The organism is Sulfitobacter sp. M22 (assembly GCF_021736025.1).
GTDB lineage: Bacteria > Pseudomonadota > Alphaproteobacteria > Rhodobacterales > Rhodobacteraceae > Sulfitobacter > Sulfitobacter litoralis.
Map to the genome: position 1 here is coordinate 2,129,572 of NZ_WMEC01000001.1, position 26,612 is coordinate 2,156,183.

Consider the following 26,612-nt stretch of genomic DNA (forward strand, 5'->3'; position numbering starts at 1 on the left):
GCAAGCGTCGCACCGCTGCATCAGGTTAAAAGACACGCGCCCCCTCGACCCATGTTTCGTGCAGGATCGGCAACCCGTCGAGTCGCGCGAACCGGATCACATCGCCACGTGCCCCGACTTCAAGCGTCCCGCGATCCATCAAGCCCGCACGATGTGCCGGAGCGCGGGTCACCGTCGACAGACCACGCGACAGATCGCCCCAAAGATCGCCCAATTGGAGCGCCGCGATCAACAGCCCCGCGGGCACATAATCCGACGAAAGAATATCAAGCCGGTCTGCCTTGGCCAGATCGAGCGCTGCGACATTGCCGGAATGGGACCCCCCGCGAATGACATTCGGCGCGCCCATAATCGTCGCGATCCCGTTGGCGTGGCAGCGGTTGGCGGCCTCTACGGTGGTGGGAAATTCGGCCAGCCGTACCCCGTAGTCGTGACTGGTATCGACTTGCTCTGCCGTGGTGTCGTCATGACTGGCCAGTGCCGCGCCATAGCGGGCGGCAGCCGCAACCGTCGCGGCCTCATGGGCTTTGCCGTACTGCTTTTGCACGTCGTAAAGATACGCGACATGGCGCTGGAACGCGGCTGCGTCAAAGCTGTGTTTGCCGCGCACGTAGGCCTCGAATTTCGACAGGTCCCGAAACTGGCGCTGACCAGGGGTGTGGTCCATCATAGACACAATGCCCACGCGATCCTCGGGGCCGAACTCTGCCAGCTCTTCGGCCAGCGTTTCCGAACAAATCTCGGCGCGCAGGTGGATGTGGTGGCTGATCCGCAAGGCGCGGGCATCGCGCATGGCCAGAATGGTATCAACCATGCCGCGCGCGTATTTCTGATACTGATGCTCGGCCGAAATCATCGACCCCACGCGGATCGCATCAAACACCGTGGTGATCCCGGTCCCGGCGAGCTCTCGGTCATGGGCGAGGATCGCGGCGCGGTGCGGCCAGTCGACCTTGGGGCGCGGCGACATGTGCCGTTCAAGGTTATCGGTATGCAGTTCCACCAGGCCGGGCGCGATGTAATCCCCCTGCATGTCCCGCGCGCCCTTTGGCACGGCGGCGCCGGTATCGATATTGGTGATCACCCCATCTGCAATGCGGATCGCGCCGGTTTCGACCCTATCGCGCAGAATCAGACGGGCATTGGCGAAAATCGTCTCTTGGGTCATGGCTTTATCTTCTGATTGGATTGGCCAGCCGTACAGGCTGTTTGGGAAAGATGCTGGCGTATTGTGGCAACGGTCTGCGCCAGCGGGCCGTTATTACAGATAACCTGGTGGCGCATACCCGACGGCATCGCGAAATCTGCCCGCGCCAAGCGACGCTCGATCTCGTCTGCGTCCTCGCGGTTTCGCGCAGACAGACGGGATGCAAGCACATCGCGATCCGCGCGCAGCAGGATGACACAGAACCGCGCGAACAAAGCCTGCGCCTGTGGCAAAACGGCCCGCGACAGGTTCACCATCACGTCACGCCCCTGCGCCACCTCCAGTGCCACAGACTGCGGGATACCGTAGTGCCACCCGTGCGCATGCCAGCTAAGAATAAACGCGCCGTCATGCTCGGCCTTCCGAAAGGCACGTTCCGACACGCCGTCAAAATCCTCGCCGCCCAGCGCGGTGGGACGCGAGATCACGCGTCGGGCGAGCACGAGCGACGGGTCTGCCGCAGCCAAACCTTCCATCACGCTGTCTTTGCCAACGCCCGAAGGACCGACGACCGCAATAAACCGTCCCCTCATGCGGCCAGCCCCGGCGTGTACTGCGTCACATCAAACTGGCGGTCGCATATCTCATCGCGGGCGGCGTGGTCATGGAAGATACCAATGATCGCAGCGCCCCGCGCCTTCGCCTCGGCAATCATCGCAAGCACGGTGGCACGGTTTGTCGGGTCAAGACTGGCGGTAGGTTCATCCAGCAAAAGCGCCGGATAGGGATAGGCAAAACCGCGCGCGATATTCACGCGCTGCTGCTCCCCGCCAGAGAAGGTCGTGGGGCTCAGCTGCCACAGGCGTTCGGGGATGTTCAGTCTGTGTAACAGGGTTTTTGCCTGCGCCTCGGCCGTCGCTCGGTCCGATCCGGTCGCCATCAGCGGCTCGGCCACTACATCCAGTGTCGAGACACGCGGCACGACCCGCAGGAACTGGCTGACATAGCCCAACGTCGTGCGGCGCAGCTGGATCACCTGGCGTGGTGCCGCGGTTACGACATCCAGATCGCCTACCATAATCCGGCCCGACTGGGTCAGATAATTGCCGTAAATCATCCGCATCAGGGTCGATTTGCCGGCCCCCGACGCGCCCACCAAGGCAATACATTCCCCCTGTGCCACCGACAGCGACGCCCCCGCCATAACAGAGATTTCGGCAGCCCCCTGATTGTGCAGCACAAAGGATTTCGATACGTTTTCAACAGTAATCATCGGGTTCATACCTGTAGGACAGAGGAAACAAGAAGCTGCGTATAGGCATGCTGCGGATCGTCGAGCACCTGATCGGTCAGGCCGCTCTCGATGACATGGCCGTCTTTCATCACCATCAGCCGGTCGGCGAGCAATCGCACCACAGCCAGATCGTGGGTCACGATGATGGCGCTCAGCCCCATTTCGCGCACGAGACCACGCAGCAGATCCAGCAATCGCGCCTGTACGCTGACATCCAGACCGCCGGTAGGTTCGTCCATGAATACCAACCGCGGGCCCGTCACCAGATTGCGCGCGATCTGAAGCCGTTGCTGCATCCCGCCGGAAAAGGCCGTGGGGCGGTCGTCGATCCGGTCGGCGCTGATCTCGACCCGGCCCAGCCAGTCGATCGCCTTGTCCCGGATGTCTCCGTAGTGGCGTGCGTTCACGGCCATCAGCCGTTCGCCGACATTGCCGCCCGCACTGACGTTCATGCGCAACCCGTCGCGGGCATGTTGATGAACGAATGCCCAGTCAGTGCGCGACAGCATGCGGCGTTCGGGCTCGCTCATCGTGACAGTATCGCGCAAGCCCTCAGTGCGGGTGTCAAAGCGCACCGCACCTGCGTCGGGCTGCAAATGCCCCGCCATACAGTTCAGCAAGGTCGACTTCCCCGACCCGCTTTCCCCGACGATGCCCATTACCTCGCCCGGATAAAGATCAAAGGACACATCCGTGCACCCGATCCGCGCGCCGTACATCTTGGCGATGCCTTCCACTTGCAACAACGGGGTCATGCCGCGTCCTCCGCCAAAGGGGTGCCCTGGGCGCCACAATGCCCCGCCGCACAGCGAGTGCCGCAGTAATCCGTATCCGAACACATGAACATCCGACCGCCGGCATCATCCATGATCAGCTCGTCCAGATAGCTGTCTGTCGCGCCGCACAGATCACAGGCGTGATCTGCTTTGGTCGGCTCGAACGGGTAGTCATCAAAATCCAGACTGACGACATGGGTATAGGGCGGCACCGCATAGATACGCTGTTCACGGCCCGCGCCGAACAACTGGATACCTGCCATCTCCAGCTTTGGGTTGTCGAACTTCGGGATCGGCGACGGGTCCATGACATAGCGGCCCTCGACCTTCACCGGATAAGCATAGGCGGTGGCAATCGCACCATGCTGGCTGATGTCCTCGTAAAGTTTCACGTGCATCAATCCGTATTCTTCAAGGCTGTGCATCTTGCGGGTCTCTACCTCTGATGGCTCGAGAAACCGCAGCGGTTCGGGGATCGGCACCTGATAGACAAGGATCTGGTCCTCGCGCAGGGGCGCTTCGGGGATGCGGTGACGGGTCTGGATCACGCTGGCCTCGGTGGTGGCTTCGGTCACGGCGACACCCGCCGTTTTCTCGAAAAACCGTCTGATAGAGACTGCATTGGTGGTGTCATCGGCCCCCTGATCGATCACCTTGAACCGGTCTTCGGGCGTCAATACCGCCGCCGACACCTGTACACCGCCCGTGCCCCAGCCATAAGGCATCGGCATCTCGCGGCTGGCAAAAGGCACTTGGTAGCCCGGGATCGCCAGCCCTTTCAGGATCGCGCGGCGGATCATGCGTTTGGTCTGCTCGTCCAGATAGGCGAAGTTATAGTCGCTCATGACGCCACCCCTTCCTTCATTTTGCCTGTTAAACTCCCCCCGGAGGGGCCCTTCCCGTCGGCTTGTTCCCCCGCCTGCGACCCTGCCTGCGCCTCCCGGCGTAGCTTGCGGATCAGCTCCAGTTCGGATTGGAAATCGACGTAGTGGGGCAGTTTGATATGCTCCAGAAACCCCGTCGCCTGAATATTGTCGGCGTGGTACAGCACGAATTCCTCGTCCTGCGCGGGTGCGCCCAGATTATCCTCGCCCAACTCCTTCCAGCGCAGCGCGCGGTCGACCAGCGCCATAGAGATCGCCTTGCGTTCGGTCATGCCAAAGACCAGCCCATAGCCCCGCGTGAACTGTGGCGGCTCCGTCTTAGAGCCGGTGAACTGATTGACCGTCTCGCATTCAGTCAGGGTGATTTCGCCGATGTCGATGGCAAAACCCAATTCGGGTATGTCCATCTCTACGGCCACGGCACCGATGCGCAGCTCTGCCACAAAAGCGTGGTTGCGTGCGTAGCCCCGTTGGGTGGAGTAAGCCATGCCAAGGATAAACCCCTCATCCCCCCGCGTTAGAGCCTGCAATCGCAAGGCACGGCTAGCCGGAAGCTCCAGCGGGCTGCGGGTCAGATCGTCAGGTTTCTCTGCTCCTGCGGGTTCCGTCTGAATCAGGTCCTCGCGGTCAAGAAAGCCCATGATATGAGGCGTTTCACCCTCATTAGGCTCTGTTTGCGGCATCTCTGCGACCTCTCCATCGGCGGCGAGTTTGAAGTCCAGCAGACGGTGGGTATAGTCGAATGTCGGCCCCAGAACCTGCCCGCCCGGTGCGTCCTTGAACGTGGCCGAGACACGGCGGTCACACGCCATCGCAGCGGTGTCCACCGGATTAGAGCCGCCAAAACGGGGTAGCGTGGTGCGGTAGGCCCGGATCAGAAAGATTGCCTCGATCAAATCACCACGCGATTGTTTGATCGCCAGCGCGGCAAGGTCGGGATCATAAAGCGACCCTTCCGCCATCACGCGATTGACGGCCAGCGTCATCTGTTCGCGGATCTGATCGACGCCCAGTTCCGCCACATCGCGATCACCGCGCCGTTCCTCGGCCAGCCACGCATGGGCGTTGTCGATGGCGCGTTCGCCCCCTTTGACTGCAACATACATCAGCGAACCCTCGTCGTGCGTGGCAGCGCAGCAAGCCGGTCTGCGCAAGTAAAAATGAAATCCAGCCCCAGTGGGAACAGCATGGCATTCGCTTGAAAAGCAGCGCAGTCCGGCAGCGACAGGCTAGCGGTATCCTTGATGCCCGGCCCGCTCAGGGTCGCACCATGGGAGGACAGCTCGGGCATTTCGACGATCAGCGTTGCTGACCTATCGGGGTATTCTGCGGTGCCGATGGCGAACTTTGCGAGAGGCAGATCATCCCAGCCCCCCACGGCGAACATCGCCTTATCGGCAGGCGCAAAAGGCGCGCCGGTTTGAAAGGTAATCCAGTCGCGCACATCTTGCGTATCACAGGCCGCCCCCAGATAGATCGGCGTATCGGGATCACACAGCGTCAGGATCGCGGTACTTGCTGCCACGCTAAGCGGCGCGGGCGCGGTGGCACCTGATACGTCACAAATCGTGCCGGGGCGGGCCATGGCGGTCATCAGCCCGCGAAAGGCGCGGGCGGCGTCGATTGGGGCGTTGGTAAAACCGCCCTCCAAAGCATGGGCCTGCATCAGTCTTCCCCTCGTACCATTGTAAAGAAATCCACCTTGGTCGCCGCCGCCTTGGCCGCGCGGGTGGCCTTGGCCGTGTCACGCGCCTTGCGCAGGGGGGCAAGTATCGCGGCCTCTACCTGCGTCGCTGCTTCGGTTTGCATCAATGCGTCAATCAGCGCTGTCTGCAGCGCGTGGTCCTTGCTGCGGCCCTGCACATAGCCGTGACCGACCGTACCGCAGCCCAGTTTGACCGAGGCGCGGGTGACGGACATTTCGCCAAGGTTAAACGCGGCACCCACGGCTCCTGCCCGCCCGCGCACCATCACGCCGCCAATCTCTGGCGCGCGCAAAATACTGTGATCGGGGTGGGTGTCATAGGCGGTCCACAGGCGTGCGATCTCGGCTGCGGGGGATTTAGCGAGCAGCCCCAACCACGACTTACGAGGCGCGTTGGGGTCGATTTCTGAGTTCATCATATTCATCTAGACACCTTTTCGAGTTGTCTATACAACTAGACAAATACTACCTGTGACGCCGACCAGCGCCAAGCCCTCCTTTTGCGAAATATTTGTGACATGCCCCAACGCACCCCGATCTGGACCGCCATCGCCCATAGTCTGCGCAGCGACATCGCAGCGGGTGTATATGGCCCTGACGACAAGCTGCCGACCGAAAGCGCGCTTGCTGCGCGGTTCGGGGTGAACCGGCATACGGTGCGCCATGCGATAAAGGCGCTGACGGACGAAGGGCTGGTCCTGCCGCGGCGCGGTGCGGGGGTGTTTGTGACCTCTACCCCTACCGATTACCCCATTGGCCGCCGCGTCCGTTTTCACCAAAACCTCACCGCACAGGGGCGCATTCCGGGCAAGGAGTTCCTGACGCTGGAAACCCGCACCGCACGGCCCGAGGAAAGCAGCGCGCTTGCCTTGGCCGAGAACGCCCAGGTGCAGGTCTGCGAGGGGCTTTCCTTTGCTGATGATCAGGTGATCGCGCTGTTTCGCAGCGTCTTCTCTGCCGCGCGCTTCCCCGACATGCTGGCGCATCTTGAACAGGCGCAATCGGTGACGGCGGCGCTGCGACTGGGGGGGGTGACGGACTACACCCGTGCCTCGACCCGCATCAATGCCAAGCTCGCCAGCGCCACCCAAGCCTTGCATCTGCGCGTGACTGAGGGCGCGCCGATCTTACGCACGATCAACCTGAACGTGGATGATCAAGGCCAACCGCTGGAATACGGGCGCACGTGGTTTGCGGGGGACAAAGTGACCCTAACACTGGCAGATTCCTGAGGCGGCCGGCGTTATTCGTACCGTTCCAGAAACGCCTCTGCTGAAAGCGATCGGAAGTCCCCAAGCGCGCGGTGCAGCGCGTCGTGGGACCAGTCCCACCATGCCAGTGCCATCATGCGGTCGGCGATACTTGGGCTGAACCGCGCGCGCAGCGGCACTGCAGGGATGCCCGCTACGATCATATAAGGGGCGACGTCCTTGGTCACGATCGCCCCGCCCGCCACAACGGCCCCGTGGCCGATCGTTACCTCTGGCCGGACCTGTGCGCCGTTGCCCAGCCACGTGTCGTGTCCAAGGGTGACGCGCCGCCCACGACGGTGCGCGAACCAAGCGTCATCGTCATTCGCATCGTCAAAGTAGTCGCCTGCACGGTAGTGAAAGTGATGCAGGCTGGCTTTCTCCATCGGGTGGTCTGTGGCCCCAATCCGCACATAGGCCGCGATGTTTGCAAACTTGCCCACGGTGGTGTTGGCAATGTCGGCGTAGCGGTCGCAGTAGCTATAGTCACCAAACTGGCTGTGCGCGATACGCGACCCGCGTCCAACCTCTGTGTAGGCTCCGAATGTCGCATCTTTGATCTCGCAGTCGGGGTGCATGTAGGGGGTGTCAGCAGTAAGACGCGGCATCAGTGACCACCCTCGTCGCCATTGATCAGCTTGCGGCGCAGCCAGCCCGAAAAGCTGTCCATCGCCATGACCATCAGCACGATCAGCACGATGTAGTAGGTCACCTCTTCCCAGTCCTTCTGGGTGGCAATCGCCTGGGTCAGCAGCAAACCGATGCCGCCACCGGTGATCGCCCCGATGATCGTCGCGGACCGCGTATTGGATTCAAGGAAATACAGGATCTGGCTCAGCAGCACCGGCACGATTTGCGGGATCACCCCAAAGCGATAGCGTTGCAGCGGTTTCGCCCCGGTGGAGGTGATGCCTTCGATCTGTTTGCCGTCCACATTCTCAAGCGCTTCCGAGAACATCTTGCCGAAGGACCCCGTGTCGGTCAGCAGGATCGCCAGTGCCCCCGTCAGCGGCCCCGGCCCAAAGGCCCGCGATAAGACGATGGTCCAGATCAGCCCGTCAACCCCGCGCAGAAAGTCGAACATGCGCCGTGCAGCAAAGCGCAAGGACCGCAGCGGGGTAAAGTTCTTGGCGGCCAGAAACCCCAGCGGCAAAGCGATGATCGCTGCGCCAAACGTGCCAAGGAATGCCATCAACAACGTCTCGTACAACGCCCAAGCCACATCGCCATGACGCCACATGCGGTTGGTCCAGAAATCGTGGAAAATCGCGCCTGCTTCGCCGCTGACCGCGCGCCCCAGCAGTGCAACAGGGCCAAGCCCGTGATAGGGGCTATCGAGCGTGAAAAAGAACAGCTCCCAGCCGTAGTTGTACTTGAACACCTCGGTCCGGTTGCGGGTGATCGTCAGGCGCCCTGCATCCGTGTTAATCATCACACGGTTCTTGGATGCGCTGATATAGTCGGGGATATCGCCGGGCGGGAATGTCGCCTGAACGCCGCGCTGTCCCGGTTCGGCCACCACGGTACCATAGCCCGGGATGTCATAGGTCACTTGCGGGCCGAAGGTCACGATATGCCCGCCCCCCAGATCAGCAACGGGGCGATCCCCCAGCGTAACCCAGTCAGGGGCCGTACCGGTTTCATATGCGCCCTTACGCTCGCCTTCGATTGCGATGGAAAACGCGCCGTCACGGTTGTCCTGCGTGACATGGGTTTTGTAGCTATAGGTATCAGACACCAGCGTGCGGGCGTTGCCGACGTTGATCCGATCCCCCAGCCCCGCAATATCAAAGGCAAAGAAGATATAGACGAAATAGGCCAGCGCAATCAGGGGCAGCGCCAAAGCGGTCATCCGCTTGCGCGAGAAGTGCACCATCGTCTGGGCGTGAAGGGCGGTCGCGGTCATAGGGTCACCTTTGCACTCGGCAGTCCGTGGGTCAGACGGTTACGGAAAACGGAAGAAAGCTGATCGACGATCACAATCGTCAGGAACAGCAAAAGGAAGATGGCGGCAGCCTCGTCGAACTTGCCCTGCCCCCAGCTCATGGTGTTGCGCAGGTCGTAGCCGATGCCCCCTGCCCCGACGAAGCCAAGGATCGCAGAGGCGCGGATGTTGATCTCGAACCGCAGCAGAGCATAGCTGACGTAGTTCGGGGCCACTTGCGGGATTACCCCCAGCCACATGCGCTGGCTCCAGCTGGCCCCGACAGAGGCAAGACCTTCTACCGGTTTGAGAGAGGCGTTTTCATTCACCTCGGAAAAGAGCTTACCCAACGCACCGATGGTATGCAGCGCAATGGCAATCATCGCGGGCACTGGCCCGCCGCCCAGCATAAAGATCAACACCAGCGCGATGACGATCTCGGGGACGGCGCGCAACAGGTCCAGCACGCGGCGCAAGGGACCGACCAGCCACGGCAGAGGGGCAAGCCCGCGCGTGACCATCAGCGACAGAAACAGACCGATCATTGCGCCTAGCAGGGTCGACGCCGCGGCAATATTCACCGTCTCGATCAACGAAGGCAGGTATTTCGCCATATATCCGGGTAAAAGGTGCCCGCGCTCAATCGCTTCGGCGATCACGTCAGCGGGGAAATCGAGAACGTTCGGCAGCCCGTCCCAGAACCCGCCTGCATTGCGGTCGCCCGCGGTATTAAAGCCGCCCACCAGCAGCGCCACAAAAAGGATCAACAGCACCAGATTCATCCAGCGCTTCGATCTGGCCAGCGCCAGATAGCTGTCCTGAATCCCTGCTCGGTCGGGGTTGGTATGCGATGTCGCAGTCATGGGAAGCCTTTACGTAAAAATGCTGACCCCGATGAGGATCGGAGCCAGCGACAGTGCTTAAATTACTTTAATCAATTCGATTTTGCCTTGCGTGCCTCGATGATCGACACATAGGCGTCATGGGTGATCGGATCGAAACCAAGGCTGTCCCCTGCGGCAACGCCATAGGTACAGTCGGGATCGGTTTCATACAGGGTGTCCACCAGCGTGGTCATCTTGTCTTTGACGTCCTGCGGCAGATCACTGCGCAAAACGACGGGGCCTTCAGGGATCGGCTTAGAGCGCCAGATTTCCACCAGATCGTTCATATCAACCAGCCCCGAATCCACCGCTTTGCGCAGCGCCCCCGAGTTATAGCCGTCTTCCCAGTTGCCCTGACCGTCGGCCCAGGTCACCCCTGCGTCGATGTCGCCATTGTTGACCGCAACGATTGTCTGCTCGTGACCGCCGGTGAATTTGACCTCCCCAAAGTAGCCACCGGACTCCATGGTGATCCCTTCGCCCATCTGCGGGATCTCGATCGACGGGATCAGATAGCCTGAGGTCGAGTTCGGATCGCCAAAGCCAAAGACCTTGCCCTTGACGCCTTCGAGCTTGGTGATGCCGCTGTCGGCGCGGGCAAACCCGATGGAGTGGTAGCCATAAGACCCGTCCAGGTTCATTTTAACCAGTACAGGCTCAACCGCTTCGGGGTCTTGCAGATACACCGCCGCATAGCCCGAAGCGCCCAGCCACGCCATGTCCAGCGTGCCGCCCAGCAGACCCTGAATAACGCCGTTATAGTCGGCAGGGGCGAAAATCTTGGTCGGCACACCCAATGCATCTTCGGTCATGACGCGCATACATTCGTTAGAATTCATCCGGTCTTGGGCGTTCTCCCCGCCCAGAATACCGATACGGAATTCAGAGATGGCTTCGGCCTGTGCAGCCGCACCCGTCGCAAGGGTTGTCGTCGCCAGAGCAGCAGCAAGTAACTTGTTCATCGGTCGTCTCTCTTCTTTTGCAGATAGGCCCCCAAGGAACGGAGGCAGGGGTGATAGAAAAAACGAAGGGCTATAGCGCCGCCACCACCTTGGGACGGGCGGACAGCGTTTCGATCTGGGTCGATGTCGTCGCTTCGGAAAAGCTGGCATCCGCCCCGTAAATGTCGCGTGCCACACCGGTGGTCAGCTGCGCAGGCGTGCCGTCAAACACGATCCGCCCCTGCCGCATGCCGATCACGCGGTCGCAATAGCGGCGGGCTGTATCCAGCGTATGCAGGTTCGCGATCACCATGCGCCCGTCCTGCTCGTGGATGTCGCGCAGCGCCTGCATCACCAGCTGCGCATTCATCGGATCAAGCGAGGCGATGGGTTCATCCGCGAGGATAATCGTCGGGTCCTGCATAAGCGCGCGCGCAATGGCGACACGTTGCTGCTGCCCGCCCGATAGGGCCTCGGCACGTTTGGGCGCGTGTTCAGCGATGCCCAGACGATCAAGGATATCAATGGCGCGGACAATGTCGTCTTGGGGAAAGATGTTGAACATCGTCGACAGTGTAGACCGGCGGTTTAACGTGCCGTGCAGCACGTTCGACACCACATCCAGCCGGGGCACCAGATTGAACTGCTGAAAGATCATTGCGCAGTGGGATTGCCAGTCACGCTTCTCTGATCCGCGCAGCTTGGTGATGTCGCGCCCGTTCACCAGTATCTCGCCCGAGCTGGCGGGGGTCAGACAGTTCATCATCCGCAGCAGCGTCGATTTACCGGCACCGGAACTGCCGATGATGCCGATCATCATCGGACGGTCGACGGAAAAGCTCGCTGCGTGAACGGCTGTATTCGCGCCAAATGTTTTCGTGACGGCTTGAAGCTGAAGCATTCGGTTCCCCTTTTTTCGGGAAACCTACGGCTGCATTAAGTCACATTCATTTCAGCTATGTTAAAGTTTCGCGACAGCGCAACCCTTTGCGATCAGACCCTATTTCAGCCCCGTAGAGCCGAATCCCCCGCCGCCCCGTGTCGTGTCCGACAAGGCGTCCACCTCGACACAGTCGTATTGCTGGACCTGTGCAATAACGGCCTGGGCGATCCGGTCACCGTGCCGCATCACGAAAGGCGCATCCCCCACATAGTACAGCCCGACCATCACCACGCCGCGATAGTCTTCGTCCACGGTCCCTGGCGCGTTGGGGATTAAAAACCCGTGCTTTAACGCAAGACCGGACCGCGGCCTGATCTGCATCTCGGTCCCGCGGGGCAGCTCCACCGAAAACCCTATAGAGATCAGGCTGATCTGCCCTTTGACAAATGTTAACGGGCCATCCGGCAGGAATGCGCGCAGGTCCATCCCCGCAGCCCCCGCCGTGGCATAAGCCGGAAGCGGCAGGTCATCATTGCCGCTGACACGTTTGAATTTAATCTCCGCCATCATTCGCTCCGCGACGCCCGCTCGGACGTTTTCCAAATGGTTCAAAATCCTCGCCGAAGGCAAGAAAACTCTAGCTTAACGCGTCTGCAATGCGTGCCGCCAAATGCTGCGCCACCTGATCCTTGCCCATGCGCGGCCAGCTTTCGGCACCCGCGTCCGAAATCAGGGTCACGGCGTTTTCTGCCCCGCCCATAATCCCCGTGGCTGGCGACACATCATTGGCGACAATCCAGTCACAGCCCTTGCGCAAACGTTTGGCGGTGGCGTTTTCCACCACATCATTGGTCTCGGCGGCAAAGCCCACGACCAGCTGCGGACGCCGTGCGCCTGCTGCGCTGACAGTCTTGAGAATATCAGGATTTTCCGCAAAGCTCAGCACCGGCAAGCCGTCTTTCGACTTTTTCAACTTTCGGTCGCTGGCGCTAGCCATACGCCAATCGGCCACAGCTGCCGCAAACACGCCGGCGTCGACGGGCAATGCCGCCTCTACCGCCTCTTGCATCTGCTGTGCCGTTTGCACCCGGATCACCTCTACCCCGTCGGGGGGGGGCACATCGGCGGGACCGGTGACAAAGATCACATCTGCTCCCAAAGCAGCCAGCGCGCGGGCAATCGCCGTGCCCTGCGCCCCTGACGACCGGTTCGCGATATAGCGCACAGGATCAATGGGTTCATGCGTCGGGCCAGAGGTCACCAGAATACGCCGGCCCTTCAGCGGGCCATCCGCCAGCTTCGCCTCTATTGCCGCAACTATTTCAAGCGGTTCGGACATACGGCCCGGGCCGAATTCCCCGCAGGCCATATCACCGTCGTTGGGCCCGACGACGCTGATGCCATCGCCGCGCAAAACCGCAAGGTTGCGCTGCGTTGCAGGGTGATCCCACATGCGCACATTCATTGCTGGCGCGACCAACACCGGCGTATCCGTCGCCAACAATAAGGTAGAGGCCAGATCATTCGCTGCACCCGTCGCCATCTTGGCCATCAGATCAGCCGTGGCAGGGGCGACAACAACCAGATCAGCGACGCGGCTCAGCTGGATATGCCCCATCTCTGCCTCGTCACCCAGATCGAATAGGTCACGATACAGCTTTTGCCCCGCCAGCGCAGAGACAGACAAGGGTGTCACGAACTCCTCGCCCGCGCGGGTTAAAACAGGGGTGACAACAGCACCGCGCTCACGCAGACGGCGGATCAGATCAAGGGATTTGAAGGCGGCAATACCGCCCCCGATTATAAGCAGAATATGTTTGCCAGCCAGCATGATCGCCCCCATCGTCGGTGTTTGGCCAGACAATAGGGGGGCGGGTCATTTTGCGCCAGCCCGTTCCTGCGCAATGCGGCGCGGAAGACAGGCCAGTGCTACCGGTACAGACCGCCGGATCACATCAGGAAATGGCGCACCTCGGACGATTGCGTTTCAAGCGTCTTGCGCATCTTACCAAATGCAGCAGCCTCAAGCTGGCGTACACGCTCTTTTGACAGGCTCAGCTCTGCGCCAAGGCTTTCCAATGTGCGGGGCTGGTCACGCAATTTGCGTTCGCGCACGATAAACTGCTCGCGTTCGTTCAGCGCCTGCATCGCCGAGAACAACCAATTGCGCAGCGTCAATGTGTCGTGACTATCCTCGACCCGTTCGGCAGCTTGCGCGCTATCATCGACCAGCGCATCGATCCATTCGCGGCCCTCGTCCTCGGCAGATTGCGTCGCATTCAAAGAAAAGTCCGATCCCGACAGGCGGCCTTCCATCATCTCGACGTCATGCATCGGCACGCCAATCTCGGTAGAGATCATCTGCCGCAGCTGGTGGCGATCCAATGTCTCGCCCGCGGCCTGAGCTTCACGCTCCAACCGCGCCTGGACACGACGCATATTGAAAAACAGGGATTTTTGCGAGGACGTCGACCCGGTACGGACCATCGACCAATTGCGCATGACGTGATCTTGAATGCTCGCCTTGATCCACCAAACGGCATAAGTGGAAAAGCGTACCCCGCGATCAGGATCAAACTTGTCGGCGGCTTTCATCAGGCCCAGTCCGGCCTCTTGAACAAGATCGTTCATCGATGCGCCATAGCGCTTGAATTTACCCGCCATCGAAATAGCTAAGCGCATGTAGGCCGTGATCAGCCGATGCAGTGCTTGCTCATCACGCTGGTCACGCCAAGCATATGCGAGCCTCAGTTCTGTCTCCGCATCCAAAAGCTCTGCTTTCATTGCGGTGCGGGTCAAAGAAAAGTCACGTGATTGCGCAAGCGTCATGATGTCCATCCCTACAAACTAGGCACATGTCCTTGCGCCTTTTCATGTAAACGCGGAAAACCGCCAGTTGGTTCACGTGGATTCGAAAAAGAATTGGCTTTTCGTCCGCTGCCCGCTTTGACTTTGGCGCAGCAACGCTAAATAAATTGCAAACCACCCGCGGCAAAAGGCGCTTTGATCATGACAATTTGGCATTGGGTGCGCCACGGCCCGACTCACGAAAAAAACTTTGTCGGCTGGCGCGATGTCCCTGCTGATCTGTCCGATCACGCATTGATCGCTCGGCTGAACGCCCATCTGCCACAGTCCTCGGTTTTGATCTCCTCCGATCTGATCCGTGCCTCTGCCACGGCCGATACGCTCGCCTCGGACAGCCGAATGCGCCTGCCGCACGATCCTGACCTACGCGAGCTTGATTTCGGGCTGTGGGACGGTAAGCACGCCCGCGATGTGTCACAAAGCCATCCGGAGCTCAGCCGCGCCTACTGGACCACCCCTGGCGATATTGCGGCCCCCGAAGGCGAAAGCTGGAACGACGCGGCCCACCGCATCAACGCAGCCGTTGACCGGATCACCCAAGCCCACCCGAACACGCACATCATCGCTGTGGCGCATTTCGGCGTGATATTGACCCAAGTCCAACGCGCGCTTGGCGTCGATGCCCATGCCGCAATGGCGCATAAGATCGACAACCTCTCTGTCACTGATATTCACATCACGCCACGCGGCTGGGACATTGGCACCATCAACTATCAGGTCTGACGGTCACCCGCGCCCTGCTTCATTTTGCCAAATAAACTCAAATCCTCCGGTTTCCACATCCGTTAACGCTTCTTAAACACCCCCGCCCTACCCCTGAAGGCACGACAGGACAGCAGGGGAACAATGGTCGCACGGGCATATACGGTCGCATTCCAAGGCATCGACGCGCGCATCGTCGAGGTGCAATGCGCGTTGTCGGCCGGAATGCCGGCCTTTTCCATCGTGGGCCTGCCCGACAAAGCGGTGTCAGAAGCACGTGAAAGGGTGCGCGCCGCCCTTGGCGCGATGGCGATTGCCTTGCCCAGCAAACGGATCACAATCAATCTCAGCCCTGCCGACCTCCCGAAAGAGGGCAGCCATTTCGACCTTCCCATTGCGCTGGCGTTATTGGGGGCGATCGATATCCTCCCGCATGATGTCATCCAAAGTACCGTTGCTTTAGGCGAACTGTCACTAGACGGCAGCCTGATCCCCGTGATCGGCGCGCTGCCCGCTGCGATGGCAGCTGCGGAAAACGGGCGCAGCCTGCTCTGCCCCGCCGCCTCCGGGGCCGAAGCCGCTTGGGTGGGCAATGCACAGGTGATCGCGGCCCCGAGCCTCGGCGCAGTCGTGCGTCACTTTACCGGACAGTCCCCCCTCCCCGCAGCTACGCCGGGCGAGGTGACACAAAGCCCCAGCCGTCACGACCTGCGCGACGTCAAAGGTCAGGAACGCGCCAAACGTGCGCTTGAGATTGCGGCAGCGGGGCGGCATCATCTGATGTTCGTCGGCACCCCCGGATCGGGCAAATCCATGTTGGCGGCACGGTTGCCCTCGATCCTGCCTGCGCTCACCCCGCAAGAGGCGCTTAGCACCTCTATGATCCATTCGCTGGCGGGGCTGATGGACGATGGGGGCATCTCGCGCGTGCGGCCCTTTCGCGAACCGCATCACACAGCGTCTATGGCGGCGATTATCGGCGGTGGTCGTCTCGCCAAACCCGGAGAGGTCAGTCTGGCGCATAATGGCGTGTTGTTTATGGACGAATTCCCCGAATTCCCCCGCACCGTGCTGGAAACTCTGCGCCAACCGGTTGAGACGGGTGAGGTCATGATCGCCCGTGCGAATGCGCATGTGAAATACCCGTGCAAATTCATGCTCGTGGCCGCAGCCAACCCCTGCAAATGCGGCTACCTCAGCGATCCGTCCCGCGCCTGCAGCAAGGCCCCCGCTTGTGGTGAGGATTACATGAGCCGCGTTTCCGGCCCCCTCCGCGACCGGTTTGACCTGCGCATTGATGTACCCCCTGTGGGGTATACGGACCTGGACCTGCCGCCCAGTGCCGAAGGATCGGCCCACGTGGCCCAGCGTGTCCTTGCCGCACGATGTCGCCAGCACGACCGGTTTGCGGGACATCCCACCGCAACTTTAAACGCCGATGCCGAAGGGGGGCTGCTTGAACAGATTGCCACACCTGACACCGAGGCCCGCGCCCTGCTGTCGCGCGCGGCAGAGCGGTTTCATCTATCGGCCCGAGGGTATCACAGGGTCTTGCGCGTCGCGCGCACCATCGCGGATCTAGAAGGGGTCACTGACGTCCGTAAACCGCATCTTGCCGAAGCGCTCAGCTTTCGTCTGCCGTCGATGGCACTTGCTTGATCCACTGTGTCAGCGCATCCAGCGTGGTACGCGCCTCTGGCAAAAAGTTGTGAAAAATTGGCCAGACATGGGGAAGATCATGTTCCTCCACCAGCGTCACGTTGACGTTTTGATCCTGTAGATACGTCGACATGCGCCGCGCATCATCCCGCAGGATTTCGGTCGAGCCGACTGTGATCCAGACTGGCGGCGCACCGCGATAATCGGCGCGCAGCGGGCTCACTGCAGGGTCGCTCGGGTTTGCCCCCGCCAGATACATCTCTGCCATAAGACCGGCCTGCGCCGCCGGCAAAACGGCCTCTCGCGCAGCATTCTCGCGAAAGCTGACCCCCTCGTGCAGGAAATCTGTCAGTGGTGAAAACACAAACAGCGCACGCGGCAATGGACCTGCGTCAGCGCATAAACGGCTTAGCAGATTGAACGCCAGCGCGCCCCCTGCGCTGTCGCCGCCGAGGATAATATTGTGCGCAGCCACGCCGCTGTCCAGCACCGCCTGATAAGCCGCGGCAACATCTTGGATCGCGGCGGGAAAGGGTGCTTCGGGGGCAAGACGATAATAGGGCAACACCGCCGCCGCGCCAAGCCGCTGCGCCAATGCGCCCAGCATGGCACTGTGGGTATCGGGGCTGCCAAAGATAAAACCACCGCCGTGGATGTAGAAGATGACCAGATCGGATCGCGTCTGTGCCGGGGACACCCGCAGAACCTCGCCCGCGCCGGTCAAACGGCTGCGCGTGATCTTCGTGCGGCGCGGTGCCCGGAACAGCAGCCGCGCGGTTCTGGCGAAATCACGCCGGATCTTGTGAACGTCGCGCGTCCGCGCCAACTTGCGCTTCTCTACCAAACGCAAATAGCCGTTCAGCAGAGGGCGCAGCAGGCTCATGCGCGTTTGCGCTCGATTGCTTCCCAGATTTTACCGGCGATGTTGGTGCCGTCGAACCGTTCAAGCTCTTGGATACCGGTGGGGGAGGTCACGTTGATCTCTGTCAGATAGTCACCGATCACATCGATGCCGACAAAAATCTGACCCTTTTCACGCAGCAACGGCCCGATTGCGGCGCAGATTTCCAGGTCGCGCTCTGTCAGGCCCACCTTTTCAGGACGCCCCCCCACATGCATGTTTGACCGTGTTTCACCCTCTGCCGGGACACGGTTGATCGCGCCCACGGGTTCACCATCGACAAGGATCACGCGTTTATCGCCCTTGGACACGGCAGGCAGGAATTTCTGCACAATCAACGGCTCGCGCGAGAAACCGCTGAACAGTTCATGCAGTGAGCCCAGATTGCGGTCATTCGCATCCAGCCGGAAGACACCCGCACCGCCATTGCCATACAGCGGCTTGAGGATGACGTCTTTGTGCTTGGCTTTGAATGCTTTGATCGTGTTCAGATCGCGGGCGATGGTCGTGGGCGGGGTGAGCTGCGGGAAATCCAGCACCAGTAGTTTTTCGGGATAGTTGCGCACCCAGAACGGGTCATTCACCACCAGCGTTGTGTCTTTGAGACGGTCCAGCAAATGCGTAGAGGTGATGTAGTGCATGTCGAAGGGCGGATCTTGGCGCAGCCAGACCACGTCGAAATCTGCCAGATCGACTTCGCGCTCGGGACCCAGCGTGGCATGGTCACCTTGCACACGCTGTACGGTCAGGTCATGGCCCCGCGCCGTGATGCGCCCCTCTTGATAGGCGAGATGGTCGGGGGTGTAGTAGAAAAGCGTATGCCCGCGGGCCTGCGCCTCCTCTGCGAGACGAAAGCTGCTGTCCGCGTTAATGTTCACGTCCCCGATCGGGTCCATCTGAAAGGCGATTTTCATAAGGGGTCTCCCTGTTGTTCCTTTCTAGATGGCGCAGCAGGGCGTGGGGTGCAATGGGTCAGTCGTGCCCGAAGGCGTTTTCAAGGATGCGCAGGTCACCGGTTTGATCGACCAAAGCCACGTCGAACCGTACGTCCGTCAGCGCGCCTTTGGGTTCGCCGCCGATGAATTCTTCGGCAGAGCGATAGATACGGCGCATCTGTTTCCGGTTCAAACGCTGCAGGGCGCTGTCGTGGCTTTTGCTTTTCTTGACCTCGACAAAAATGATCCCGTCCCCGTCGCGCAGGATCAGATCAATTTCACCTGCCTTACCGCGCCAGCGTTCGTGGGCCAGTGCAAAACCGCGCCGACGATAATCCTGCGCGACCTGAAGCTCGGCCGCGCGTCCTGCGTGATAGGAAACAGCCCCCTGAACAGATTTTGCCAGTGTCGCCAGTGTTTCGGTCATCCTACGTATCTTTCCCCAATTCCAACGCCGCCTGGTACACCTGACGGCGCGGCACGTCGTATGCCTGCGCCACCATATCGACGGCATCGCGCATCGAATTTGTTTCCAATGCGTTCGCAAGGTCAGAGGTTAGATCACTTTCACTAACAGACGGTAAACGCCCGCGATCAATCAGCACCACGATTTCGCCTTTTGGGGATTTGCCGCTGTAGCGCTCGGTCAGCTCATCAAGGGTACCGCGCTGAATTTCTTCGAATTTCTTGGTCAGCTCGCGGCATACAGCAGCGGGCCGTTCCCCGCCAAGCGCTTGTGCCGCGTCACGCAGCATAGCCCCGACGCGTTTGGGTGATTCGTAGAATACCAGCGTGCCTTGCACCTCTTTCAGCTTTTGCAGTGCCGTCAGCCGTGCCCCTTTCGCACTCGGCAGGAAGCCCGCAAAAAAGAACGCGTCAGTCGGCAGACCCGCCAATGCGAGCGCCGTCAGCACTGCCGAAGGGCCCGGCGCGCAGGTCAGCATCACGCCCGCCTCGCCGGCGGCACGCGACAGTTCGAACCCCGGATCAGCGATCAGCGGCATCCCAGCTTCTGAGGCGTAGGCGACAGATTGCCCATCGCGTATCGCGGCCACGAGCTTGTCCTGCACGCCGTTGCCAGAGTGGTCATGCAACGCCATGATCCTGCGGCCGTTCAACGGGACTCCGTGGATATCCATCAACTTACGCAGGCTGCGCGTATCCTCCGCGGCCAGCACATCCGCCGAGGCCAACACGTCCAGCGCCCGCAAAGTGATGTCGCGGGCGGTACCAATGGGCACCCCGACAAAATAAAGCCCCGCTGCAAGGGGAATCTTTTGGTAATTCAAGCTGGACCCGCCTTTCGCACTCTCTATGATCGGTGCATATGTGCCCGGGGCCATTGCCGCCGACCTGCCACCAATGGAGTGACACTGTTATGATCGCTGTTTTCAACATCCTTCGCAAGCCACTGAGGCTTTTGATTCTTCCCCTTATCGCTTTAGCGCTTGCCGCGTGCGAGCCCGTGGGGATGACAAATCTGAACGGGGTCAAAGGCCCCAAAGTGGACACCACCAAACCTATTCCGGTGGCCCTGCTGATCCCGCGGGGCGGATCGGCGGCAGATAATCTGCTGGCGCAAGAGCTTGAGAACGCCGCCCGTCTGGCAATTCGTGATTTGGCCGGCGTGCAAATCGATCTTCGGGTCTATGGCACGGGCGGTAATGCGGCCACCGAAGGCACCACAGCCGCGCAGGCCGTGACGGATGGCGCGCAGATTATTCTGGGCCCGCTTTACGGTGAGGCCGCGAATGCCGCAGGCAACGCGGTTGCGGCACAGGGTGTGAACGTCCTGTCGTTCTCGAATAACCCCAGCATCGCGGGCGGTAACGTCTTTGTACTGGGCCAAAACTTTAACGATACATCAAACCGGCTGGTGCGGTATGCCAAGACCAACGGCAAGGACCGCATCCTCGTGCTGCATGGTCAGGACCTTGCAGGCCAGCTGGGCCGTGATGCGATCCTCAAGGCGATCGCCGCAAATGGGGCGACCTCTGCCGGTACTGTCGATTACGCCCTTAGCCAGACCGCTGTGACTGCTGCCGTACCCCGTGTAAAAGCGGCCATTGATACCAACGGTGCTAATGCGATCTTCCTCACGACATCCTCGGCCAGCGCGCTGCCCCTATTTGCCGAATTGCTGCCCGAAGCCGGCATCAACGGTGCCACCACGCAGTACATCGGCCTGACACGCTGGGACATCCCTCCGCAAACACTCGCGTTGCCGGGTGTTCAAGGCGGCTGGTTCGCCCTGCCTGACCCTGGTGCCACAAGCGCCTTTACGCAACGCTACAAAGCGGCCTATGGCGATACACCTAGCCCGGTTGCAGGGCTTGCCTTTGACGGGATCGCAGCCGTAGGGGCCTTGGCGAAATCCGGCAAATCCGACGCACTGTCGGCGCGCCGTCTAACGCAAGGTGCGGGCTTCCGTGGGGCCAACGGCGTGTTCCGTCTGATGTCCGATGGCACCGCTGAACGCGGTCTCGCCGTCGCCACGATCCGCGACAAGCGCGTCGTCATCGTCAGCCCCGCGCCCCAAGCCTTTGGCGGGGCCGGTTTCTAAGGGACACCTGTACGTGAAACCCCTTGTTGCACCAGCAGAATCGGGTGAGGCCACCGCGCGTCACCTGATCAGCACCCCGACACGTATCTTTGACGAAGCTGCCGTCTCGGCCGCGCTGAGCGCAGCCCTGGACGGGCTCAGCGACCCGACAGAGATACAGGCGGCTGCTGTTGCGGTGCTTCAGGACGCGCAGAAAAACGGGCGCGCGGAAATTGCGCGCGCCTTCGCCGCGTCGCCGTTCAATGCACGGCCAATGACCTCGGCCTATTGCTATCTGACCGATCAGCTTGTCCGCACCACCCTGCAAATCGCCGGCCAGCGGCTGCACCCGCTAGAGGCACCTGGACCCGACGACAAGCTCGCGGTGATCGGTGTTGGTGGCTATGGCCGCGGTGAGATGGCACCTTTTTCCGATGTGGACCTGCTGTTCCTCATCCCTCAAACCCCCAGCCAGCGCACTGAAAAGCTGATCGAATCCATGCTCTATATGCTGTGGGACCTGAAGCTAAAGGTCGGGCATTCAACGCGCACCATCCGCGATTGCGTGACCCTTGGGCGCGAAGATTTCACCATTCAGACCGCTTTGCTGGAACACCGGTTTATCGCTGCAGATACCGCGCTGGCGCAGAATCTTGACGAAACGCTCAAGACCGATCTGTTTGCAGGCACCGGTCGCAGCTTTATCGAGGCCAAGCTGGAAGAGCGCGACGCGCGGCACCGCAAGCAGGGTCTGCGCTATGTCGTCGAACCCAACGTCAAAGAGGCCAAGGGGGGCTTGCGCGATCTGCAATCGCTGTTCTGGATCGCGAAACACATCTATAGCGTCGAAAACGCCGCCGATCTCGTCGACCGCGGCGTATTTCTGGAAGAAGAGTTCAAAACCTTCGTCGCCGCCGAGAATTTTCTTTGGGCGGTACGGGGGCATTTGCACCTGCTCTCGGGACGCGCGACAGAGCAGTTGACCTTTGATATGCAGGTCGCCGTGGCCGAGGCCATGGGATACCGCGACACCCGCGGTCGCCGCGGCGTCGAAGTGTTCATGCAGGCCTATTTCCGCCACGCCACCGAAGTCGGCGAGCTGACGCGCATCTTCCTCACCAAGCTCGAAGCGCTACACGTCAAGGCCGAACCGCTGCTAGAGCGTATCTTTCGCCGCCGCCCCAAACTGCGCGATGGGTACGAGGTCGTGGGCGGGCGTCTGGCTGTCACCGATGGCCAAGCGTTCATCAGCGACAAGCTGAACCTGCTGCGCATCTTCGAAGAAGCGCTGCGCACGGGTATGCTGATCCACCCCGACGCGATGCGTCTGGTCAAATCGAACTTGGCGCTGATCGACGAAGACATGCGCAACACACCAGAGGCGCGGCGGATCTTTCTGGATCTGATGCTGAAACACGGCAACCCCGAACGCGGACTGCGCCGGATGAACGAACTGGGGGTGCTGTCGGCCTTTATCCCCGAATTCGAACCCATCGTGGCGATGATGCAGTTCAACATGTACCACAGCTACACCGTCGACGAACACACGATCCAATGCATCACCAACCTTGCTCTGATTGAAAAGGGCGAGCTGGAAGAAGACTTGCCCGTCGCCTCGTCGATCCTCAAGCACGGTGTGAACCGCAAGGTGATCTACGTCGCGCTGCTGCTCCATGATATTGCCAAGGGCCGGCCCGAGGACCATTCGATTCTTGGTGCCCAAATGGCCCGCAAGATTGCCCCCCGTCTTGGCCTCAACAAGGCAGAGGTCGACACCGTGGAATGGTTGGTGCGCTATCACTTGCTGATGTCGGATATGGCGCAGAAACGCGATATCTCTGACCCACGTACGGTGCGGGACTTTGCCAAGGCCGTGCAAACCGTCAAGCGGCTTGATCTGCTCTGCGTGCTTACCGTCTGCGATATCCGGGGCGTGGGACCGAACACGTGGAACAACTGGAAAGCCGTGTTGATCCGTGGATTGTACCGCCAGACCAAGCGGGCGCTTGAAACCGGCCTCGAAGACCTCAACCGCGAGAACCGTGGCGCAGGAGCTAAAAAGGCGCTGCGTGCCGCGCTCGCCCATTGGCCACGCAAAGACATTCAGGCTGAAACCGCGCGCCACTACCCGCCCTATTGGCAGGGGCTTCATACGGCATCGCAGGTCGTGTTCGCCGAACAGCTGCGCGACATTCAGGATGGTGAAATCCGCATTGACCTGCACCCTGACGATGACCGCGACGCCACCCGCGCCTGTTTTGTCATGGCGGACCATCCGGGCATTTTTGCACGGCTTGCGGGGGCGCTGGCGCTGGTCGGGGCCAATGTCGTCGATGCCCGCAGCTACACCACCAAAGACGGCTGGGTGACCGATGCCTTCTGGATACAGGACGCCGAAGGCAATCCCTACGATGTCTCGCGCCTGCCGCGCCTGCGGCAGATGATTTCCAAGACGCTCAAGGGTGAAATTCTGGCCCGCGATGCGCTAAAATCCCGCGACAAGGTGAAAAAACGCGAGAAGGTGTTCAAGGTCCCGACGCATATCACCTTTGATAACGACGGGTCGGAAATCTACACGATCATCGAGGTGGACACCCGCGACCGCCCCGGCCTGCTCTATGATCTCACCCGATCGCTGGCTGAATCCAACGTCTATATCGCCAATGCGGTGATCGCGACCTATGGGGAACAGGTGGTCGATACCTTCTACGTCAAGGATATGTTCGGGCTGAAATATTATACCGAAAGCAAGCAGAAGACGCTCGAGAAACGATTGCGCACGGCGATCATCGACGGTGTGGCACGGGCGCAGGACTGACATCGGCGCTTTCGCGCGGGCATGACGGCTGTCTTCGCATTTCCCTGATTGCGCAGTGCGGCGCCAACGGCTAGGCCATTTGCACCGCAGTTACGGGGCAGCACCACCATGAAACCTATCCGCCTTATGTCCGGCTTCTTCACCGTCGGAATCTGGACCCTCCTCAGCAGGGTCATGGGGTTCGTGCGCGATGTGATGATCGCGGGCTACCTTGGCTCCGGCCCCGCAGCCGAAGCGTTTCTGGTCGCCTTTTCCCTGCCCAACATGTTCCGCCGCTTCTTTGCCGAAGGCGCGTTCAACATGGCCTTTGTGCCGATGTTCTCGAAAAAGCTCGAAAGCGGCGATGATCCGGAAAAATTCGCGCAGGATGCTTTCGTCGGCATGGCGTTCATCCTGACGCTGTTCACCATCATCGGGATCGTCGCGATGCCGGGGCTGGTACTGCTGATGGCGTCAGGCTTTGCGGGCGACGAACGCTTCGATCTGGCGGTCGAATACGGACGGCTGGCCTTCCCCTACATCTTGTTCATCTCCCTTGCCGCCCTCGTGTCAGGCGTGCTGAACGCTACGGGGCGGTTTATGGCAGCGGCGGCGGCCCCTGTGGTGCTGAACATCGTTTTCATCCTTGCTGTGCTGATCGGGGCCGCCCTTGGCCGCGACGGATCAGAGGCGATTGGCATGGGCATCGACAAGGCGCTTGGGCTGCAAATCGGCGATACGCTGGCGCTGTCGGTCCCGCTCGCCGGGATCGCGCAGCTGGCGCTGGTCTGGTGGGCGGCGAAACGCGCAGGCTTTACGCTGGGCTTCAGCCGGCGCCCGCGCCTGACACCCGAGTTAAAGCGGCTCGCCATCATCGCCGCACCCGCAGCCTTGGCGGGCGGGGTCATGCAGATCAACCTGCTGGTGGGCCGTCAGGTCGCCAGCTTCTACGAAGGCGCTGTGGCATGGCTCAACTATGCCGACCGGCTCTACCAGCTGCCCTTGGGCGTGGTTGGCATTGCAATTGGCGTAGTGTTGCTGCCCGACCTGTCGCGGCGGCTCAAGGCTGGGGACGAACAGGGATCACACACCCAGATCAGCCGCGCTGCCGAGGTGTCTCTGGCGCTGACCATCCCGTCCGCGATCGCTCTGATGGTGATTCCGTTCACGCTGGCAACGGTGCTGTTCCAACGCGGGGCAACAACCACGGATGACGCAGCAGCCATCGCCATTGCCGTGGCGATCTATGGCCTTGGCCTGCCTGCCTTCGTTCTGCAAAAAATCCTGCAGCCCCTGTATTACGCCCGTGAAGACACCCGCCGCCCGTTCTACTTTGCCGTGGTGGCGATGGTGGTGAACGTGGTGCTGGCCGTCGGTCTCAGCCCCGTCCTCGGCTGGATCGCTCCTGCCATCGCGACGACATTGGCAGGGTGGGCGATGTTTGGCCTGCTGGCCTATGGCGCACGCGGCTTCGGGCTGGCCGCAAAATTCGATGCGCGGTTCCATAGACGTATATGGCGGATCATGGCAGCCTCGGCTGTCATGGGCGGCACACTGTGGATTGGAAATCTGGCGCTGCAGCCCATGATTGCCGAACCCTGGTGGCGCGGTATCGCCCTACTGATCCTGATCGCCCTCGCCGCCATTAGCTATTTCGGCACAGGCCAATGGATCGGCGCGTTCAAGCTCGGCGAATTCAAACGCGCCCTCAAACGCGGCTGAGCCAGCCTACTTCCAGATGGCGCAAAATCCCGGGGGGCAGGGGGCTGGCCCCCTTTCCGCCCCTTCGACACGCATTATCGATGCCGGATACGGCCCCGCAGCTTGCTCCATTCGCCCGGCGCAAAAACAAAGCTCAGCGCGAAACCACAGGCGAAACCCAAAAGCTCTGCCAGCCACTGGGTGCCCGCGTCAAAGAACACGCCCCAGATCAGCTGCAGCCCCATCAGCACGGCAATCAGTGAAAACGCCCGATATTGCTGTTCCCCTTGCCCCGCCAGCTTGCGCCACATGACAAAGGAATAGCCGCCGATCAGCCCATAGACCGAGGGATAGGCCCCGACCAACCAGACCGGATCATTAAGCACCAGCGCATAGACCACCGCTCCGAAAATGCCTGACACAAAGAAGATCGCCAGAAACGCCACCTGCCCCATTGCCTCGGCCACCATCTTGCCAAGCGCCAGCAACAGCACGCAGGCAAAGATCGCATGGGTGAACCCCAAATGGATGAAACTGTAACTGACCACGCGCGACAGTTCGCGCAGGGGGAATTGCATATTCGCAACCATCCAGTCGAACACATCGCCCGAGAACCCGTAGTCGCGGATCAACGCCAGACGCCAGCCCACCGCCGCAGGGCCGCCGATGATCCCAGCCTCGGCCAGCGACAGCACGATCTCTATCCCCGCCAACGCCAGAAAAAGCAGCGTTACGGTCGCGGGCATCGGGTTCACGGGGGGGTGAAAATCTGGGTCTTCCATAGGGCCTCCTTGACGGGCATGGTGCGCATGGGTAAGC

Annotated in this window: 27 protein-coding genes; 6 read left to right on the forward strand and 21 right to left on the reverse strand. The window is 60.8% G+C overall.

The window, feature by feature from the left end; genetic code table 11:
• Window positions 1–25: 25 nt before the first annotated feature.
• From GLP52_RS10450 to phnG, 8 genes are read right to left on the reverse strand one after another with little or no spacing between them, the layout of a single operon-like run.
• Window positions 26–1,168, reverse strand: a complete 1,143-nt coding sequence (locus GLP52_RS10450; RefSeq protein WP_093731440.1) for an alpha-D-ribose 1-methylphosphonate 5-triphosphate diphosphatase — start codon at window positions 1,166–1,168, stop codon at window positions 26–28.
• Window positions 1,165–1,740 (reverse strand): phosphonate metabolism protein/1,5-bisphosphokinase (PRPP-forming) PhnN, encoded by a 576-nt coding sequence (gene phnN / locus GLP52_RS10455; RefSeq protein WP_093731441.1) that lies wholly within the window; start codon window positions 1,738–1,740, stop codon window positions 1,165–1,167. The genes GLP52_RS10450 and phnN overlap by 4 nt, the downstream gene beginning before the upstream one ends.
• Entirely contained in the window at window positions 1,737–2,420 is a 684-nt protein-coding gene (phnL, locus tag GLP52_RS10460; protein WP_093731635.1) for a phosphonate C-P lyase system protein PhnL, read from the reverse strand. The genes phnN and phnL overlap by 4 nt, the downstream gene beginning before the upstream one ends.
• A 5-nt stretch (window positions 2,421–2,425) precedes the next feature.
• Window positions 2,426–3,196 carry a phosphonate C-P lyase system protein PhnK gene (gene phnK / locus GLP52_RS10465; protein ID WP_093731442.1) on the reverse strand — a complete coding sequence of 257 codons (771 nt, stop codon included), beginning with the start codon at window positions 3,194–3,196 and terminating at the stop codon, window positions 2,426–2,428.
• Complete coding sequence (locus GLP52_RS10470) at window positions 3,193–4,062, reverse strand: alpha-D-ribose 1-methylphosphonate 5-phosphate C-P-lyase PhnJ (protein WP_093731443.1); 870 nt, start codon at window positions 4,060–4,062, stop codon at window positions 3,193–3,195. The genes phnK and GLP52_RS10470 overlap by 4 nt, the downstream gene beginning before the upstream one ends.
• Window positions 4,059–5,207, reverse strand: coding sequence for a carbon-phosphorus lyase complex subunit PhnI (locus tag GLP52_RS10475; RefSeq protein ID WP_237272356.1), 1,149 nt, complete (start codon window positions 5,205–5,207; stop codon window positions 4,059–4,061). Before GLP52_RS10475 ends, GLP52_RS10470 begins: the two co-directional genes overlap by 4 nt.
• Window positions 5,207–5,767 carry a phosphonate C-P lyase system protein PhnH gene (phnH, locus tag GLP52_RS10480; protein WP_237272357.1) on the reverse strand — a complete coding sequence of 187 codons (561 nt, stop codon included), beginning with the start codon at window positions 5,765–5,767 and terminating at the stop codon, window positions 5,207–5,209. The genes GLP52_RS10475 and phnH overlap by 1 nt, the downstream gene beginning before the upstream one ends.
• Entirely contained in the window at window positions 5,767–6,222 is a 456-nt protein-coding gene (gene phnG, locus GLP52_RS10485) for a phosphonate C-P lyase system protein PhnG (RefSeq protein ID WP_418896411.1), read from the reverse strand. Before phnG ends, phnH begins: the two co-directional genes overlap by 1 nt.
• A 102-nt stretch (window positions 6,223–6,324) precedes the next feature.
• Here phnG and phnF point away from each other — a divergent pair, with 102 nt between their 5' ends.
• Window positions 6,325–7,038 (forward strand): phosphonate metabolism transcriptional regulator PhnF, encoded by a 714-nt coding sequence (gene phnF, locus GLP52_RS10490; RefSeq protein WP_237272358.1) that lies wholly within the window; start codon window positions 6,325–6,327, stop codon window positions 7,036–7,038.
• Window positions 7,039–7,049: 11 nt separating this feature from the next.
• Here the strand turns inward: phnF and GLP52_RS10495 are convergent, their stop codons facing one another.
• The 8 genes from GLP52_RS10495 to GLP52_RS10530 form a co-directional block, all read right to left on the reverse strand.
• A complete protein-coding gene (locus GLP52_RS10495) occupies window positions 7,050–7,664 on the reverse strand; it encodes a chloramphenicol acetyltransferase (protein ID WP_237272359.1) in 615 nt (204 codons plus the stop codon).
• Window positions 7,664–8,962 (reverse strand): phosphonate ABC transporter, permease protein PhnE, encoded by a 1,299-nt coding sequence (gene phnE, locus GLP52_RS10500; protein WP_093731449.1) that lies wholly within the window; start codon window positions 8,960–8,962, stop codon window positions 7,664–7,666. The genes GLP52_RS10495 and phnE (GLP52_RS10500) overlap by 1 nt, the downstream gene beginning before the upstream one ends.
• Window positions 8,959–9,843, reverse strand: coding sequence for a phosphonate ABC transporter, permease protein PhnE (phnE, locus tag GLP52_RS10505; protein ID WP_093731450.1), 885 nt, complete (start codon window positions 9,841–9,843; stop codon window positions 8,959–8,961). Before phnE (GLP52_RS10505) ends, phnE (GLP52_RS10500) begins: the two co-directional genes overlap by 4 nt.
• A 71-nt stretch (window positions 9,844–9,914) precedes the next feature.
• Complete coding sequence (phnD, locus tag GLP52_RS10510; protein WP_093731451.1) at window positions 9,915–10,826, reverse strand: phosphonate ABC transporter substrate-binding protein; 912 nt, start codon at window positions 10,824–10,826, stop codon at window positions 9,915–9,917.
• A gap of 70 nt (window positions 10,827–10,896) precedes the next feature.
• The gene (gene phnC, locus GLP52_RS10515) at window positions 10,897–11,706 is read right to left on the reverse strand and encodes a phosphonate ABC transporter ATP-binding protein (RefSeq protein ID WP_237272360.1); all 810 of its coding nucleotides are present in this window, start codon (window positions 11,704–11,706) and stop codon (window positions 10,897–10,899) included.
• A gap of 99 nt (window positions 11,707–11,805) precedes the next feature.
• Window positions 11,806–12,255, reverse strand: a complete 450-nt coding sequence (gene dut, locus GLP52_RS10520; protein WP_208595999.1) for a dUTP diphosphatase — start codon at window positions 12,253–12,255, stop codon at window positions 11,806–11,808.
• Between the two features lie 70 nt (window positions 12,256–12,325).
• A complete protein-coding gene (gene coaBC, locus GLP52_RS10525; RefSeq protein WP_237272361.1) occupies window positions 12,326–13,519 on the reverse strand; it encodes a bifunctional phosphopantothenoylcysteine decarboxylase/phosphopantothenate--cysteine ligase CoaBC in 1,194 nt (397 codons plus the stop codon).
• Between the two features lie 119 nt (window positions 13,520–13,638).
• The gene (locus tag GLP52_RS10530) at window positions 13,639–14,526 is read right to left on the reverse strand and encodes an RNA polymerase factor sigma-32 (protein WP_410468930.1); all 888 of its coding nucleotides are present in this window, start codon (window positions 14,524–14,526) and stop codon (window positions 13,639–13,641) included.
• 171 nt (window positions 14,527–14,697) lie between these two features.
• Here GLP52_RS10530 and GLP52_RS10535 point away from each other — a divergent pair, with 171 nt between their 5' ends.
• Together GLP52_RS10535 and GLP52_RS10540 are read left to right on the forward strand one after the other, a co-directional pair.
• A complete protein-coding gene (locus tag GLP52_RS10535; protein WP_093731454.1) occupies window positions 14,698–15,279 on the forward strand; it encodes a histidine phosphatase family protein in 582 nt (193 codons plus the stop codon).
• A gap of 123 nt (window positions 15,280–15,402) precedes the next feature.
• On the forward strand, window positions 15,403–16,917 hold the full coding sequence (locus tag GLP52_RS10540) for a YifB family Mg chelatase-like AAA ATPase (RefSeq protein WP_093731455.1): 1,515 nt from the start codon (window positions 15,403–15,405) through the stop codon (window positions 16,915–16,917).
• Here GLP52_RS10540 and GLP52_RS10545 read toward each other — a convergent pair.
• Genes GLP52_RS10545 through rsmI form a run of 4 tightly spaced genes read right to left on the reverse strand, consistent with a single transcriptional unit; the run spans window position 16,883 to window position 20,042 of the window.
• Window positions 16,883–17,800, reverse strand: coding sequence for an alpha/beta hydrolase (locus tag GLP52_RS10545; RefSeq protein WP_093731456.1), 918 nt, complete (start codon window positions 17,798–17,800; stop codon window positions 16,883–16,885). The two genes, GLP52_RS10540 and GLP52_RS10545, sit on opposite strands and share 35 nt — an antisense overlap.
• Window positions 17,797–18,732: a glutathione synthase gene (gshB, locus tag GLP52_RS10550; RefSeq protein ID WP_093731457.1), complete on the reverse strand. Its 936-nt coding sequence runs from the start codon at window positions 18,730–18,732 to the stop codon at window positions 17,797–17,799. Before gshB ends, GLP52_RS10545 begins: the two co-directional genes overlap by 4 nt.
• Before the next feature lie 58 nt (window positions 18,733–18,790).
• Window positions 18,791–19,180, reverse strand: a complete 390-nt coding sequence (locus GLP52_RS10555) for a YraN family protein (protein ID WP_093731458.1) — start codon at window positions 19,178–19,180, stop codon at window positions 18,791–18,793.
• Between the two features lies 1 nt (window position 19,181).
• On the reverse strand, window positions 19,182–20,042 hold the full coding sequence (gene rsmI, locus GLP52_RS10560; protein WP_093731638.1) for a 16S rRNA (cytidine(1402)-2'-O)-methyltransferase: 861 nt from the start codon (window positions 20,040–20,042) through the stop codon (window positions 19,182–19,184).
• Window positions 20,043–20,131: 89 nt separating this feature from the next.
• Between rsmI and GLP52_RS10565 the strand changes: the two genes are divergently transcribed.
• The 3 genes from GLP52_RS10565 to murJ all read left to right on the forward strand — a co-directional run bounded on the left by GLP52_RS10565 (window position 20,132) and on the right by murJ (window position 25,814).
• Window positions 20,132–21,316 carry a penicillin-binding protein activator gene (locus GLP52_RS10565; RefSeq protein WP_093731459.1) on the forward strand — a complete coding sequence of 395 codons (1,185 nt, stop codon included), beginning with the start codon at window positions 20,132–20,134 and terminating at the stop codon, window positions 21,314–21,316.
• Between the two features lie 13 nt (window positions 21,317–21,329).
• Complete coding sequence (locus GLP52_RS10570; RefSeq protein ID WP_093731460.1) at window positions 21,330–24,113, forward strand: [protein-PII] uridylyltransferase; 2,784 nt, start codon at window positions 21,330–21,332, stop codon at window positions 24,111–24,113.
• Window positions 24,114–24,221: 108 nt separating this feature from the next.
• Window positions 24,222–25,814 carry a murein biosynthesis integral membrane protein MurJ gene (murJ, locus tag GLP52_RS10575; protein ID WP_093731461.1) on the forward strand — a complete coding sequence of 531 codons (1,593 nt, stop codon included), beginning with the start codon at window positions 24,222–24,224 and terminating at the stop codon, window positions 25,812–25,814.
• 74 nt (window positions 25,815–25,888) lie between these two features.
• Here murJ and GLP52_RS10580 read toward each other — a convergent pair whose 3' ends face one another.
• Window positions 25,889–26,575 carry a rhomboid family intramembrane serine protease gene (locus tag GLP52_RS10580; RefSeq protein WP_237272363.1) on the reverse strand — a complete coding sequence of 229 codons (687 nt, stop codon included), beginning with the start codon at window positions 26,573–26,575 and terminating at the stop codon, window positions 25,889–25,891.
• Window positions 26,576–26,612: the final 37 nt, after the last annotated feature.

Bases quoted from the DNA above. Each gene is read 5' to 3' on its own strand.
- GLP52_RS10495 (WP_237272359.1), bottom strand. From the start codon at position 7,664: ATGCCGCGTCTTACTGCTGACACCCCCTACATGCACCCCGACTGCGAG.
- GLP52_RS10545 (WP_093731456.1), bottom strand. From the start codon at position 17,800: ATGAGCCTGCTGCGCCCTCTGCTGAACGGCTATTTGCGTTTGGTAGAG.
- phnF (WP_237272358.1), top strand. From the start codon at position 6,325: ATGCCCCAACGCACCCCGATCTGGACCGCCATCGCCCATAGTCTGCGC.
- GLP52_RS10450 (WP_093731440.1), bottom strand. From the start codon at position 1,168: ATGACCCAAGAGACGATTTTCGCCAATGCCCGTCTGATTCTGCGCGAT.
- GLP52_RS10530 (WP_410468930.1), bottom strand. From the start codon at position 14,526: ATGGACATCATGACGCTTGCGCAATCACGTGACTTTTCTTTGACCCGC.
- GLP52_RS10535 (WP_093731454.1), top strand. From the start codon at position 14,698: ATGACAATTTGGCATTGGGTGCGCCACGGCCCGACTCACGAAAAAAAC.
- phnN (WP_093731441.1), bottom strand. From the start codon at position 1,740: ATGAGGGGACGGTTTATTGCGGTCGTCGGTCCTTCGGGCGTTGGCAAA.
- dut (WP_208595999.1), bottom strand. From the start codon at position 12,255: ATGGCGGAGATTAAATTCAAACGTGTCAGCGGCAATGATGACCTGCCG.
- GLP52_RS10580 (WP_237272363.1), bottom strand. From the start codon at position 26,575: ATGGAAGACCCAGATTTTCACCCCCCCGTGAACCCGATGCCCGCGACC.
- GLP52_RS10555 (WP_093731458.1), bottom strand. From the start codon at position 19,180: ATGACCGAAACACTGGCGACACTGGCAAAATCTGTTCAGGGGGCTGTT.
- GLP52_RS10540 (WP_093731455.1), top strand. From the start codon at position 15,403: ATGGTCGCACGGGCATATACGGTCGCATTCCAAGGCATCGACGCGCGC.
- gshB (WP_093731457.1), bottom strand. From the start codon at position 18,732: ATGAAAATCGCCTTTCAGATGGACCCGATCGGGGACGTGAACATTAAC.
- phnG (WP_418896411.1), bottom strand. From the start codon at position 6,222: ATGAACTCAGAAATCGACCCCAACGCGCCTCGTAAGTCGTGGTTGGGG.
- GLP52_RS10475 (WP_237272356.1), bottom strand. From the start codon at position 5,207: ATGTATGTTGCAGTCAAAGGGGGCGAACGCGCCATCGACAACGCCCAT.
- phnK (WP_093731442.1), bottom strand. From the start codon at position 3,196: ATGACCCCGTTGTTGCAAGTGGAAGGCATCGCCAAGATGTACGGCGCG.
- coaBC (WP_237272361.1), bottom strand. From the start codon at position 13,519: ATGCTGGCTGGCAAACATATTCTGCTTATAATCGGGGGCGGTATTGCC.
- phnE (WP_093731450.1), bottom strand. From the start codon at position 9,843: ATGACTGCGACATCGCATACCAACCCCGACCGAGCAGGGATTCAGGAC.
- phnL (WP_093731635.1), bottom strand. From the start codon at position 2,420: ATGATTACTGTTGAAAACGTATCGAAATCCTTTGTGCTGCACAATCAG.
- phnE (WP_093731449.1), bottom strand. From the start codon at position 8,962: ATGACCGCGACCGCCCTTCACGCCCAGACGATGGTGCACTTCTCGCGC.
- murJ (WP_093731461.1), top strand. From the start codon at position 24,222: ATGAAACCTATCCGCCTTATGTCCGGCTTCTTCACCGTCGGAATCTGG.
- phnC (WP_237272360.1), bottom strand. From the start codon at position 11,706: ATGCTTCAGCTTCAAGCCGTCACGAAAACATTTGGCGCGAATACAGCC.
- phnH (WP_237272357.1), bottom strand. From the start codon at position 5,767: ATGCAGGCCCATGCTTTGGAGGGCGGTTTTACCAACGCCCCAATCGAC.
- phnD (WP_093731451.1), bottom strand. From the start codon at position 10,826: ATGAACAAGTTACTTGCTGCTGCTCTGGCGACGACAACCCTTGCGACG.
- GLP52_RS10470 (WP_093731443.1), bottom strand. From the start codon at position 4,062: ATGAGCGACTATAACTTCGCCTATCTGGACGAGCAGACCAAACGCATG.
- GLP52_RS10565 (WP_093731459.1), top strand. From the start codon at position 20,132: ATGATCGCTGTTTTCAACATCCTTCGCAAGCCACTGAGGCTTTTGATT.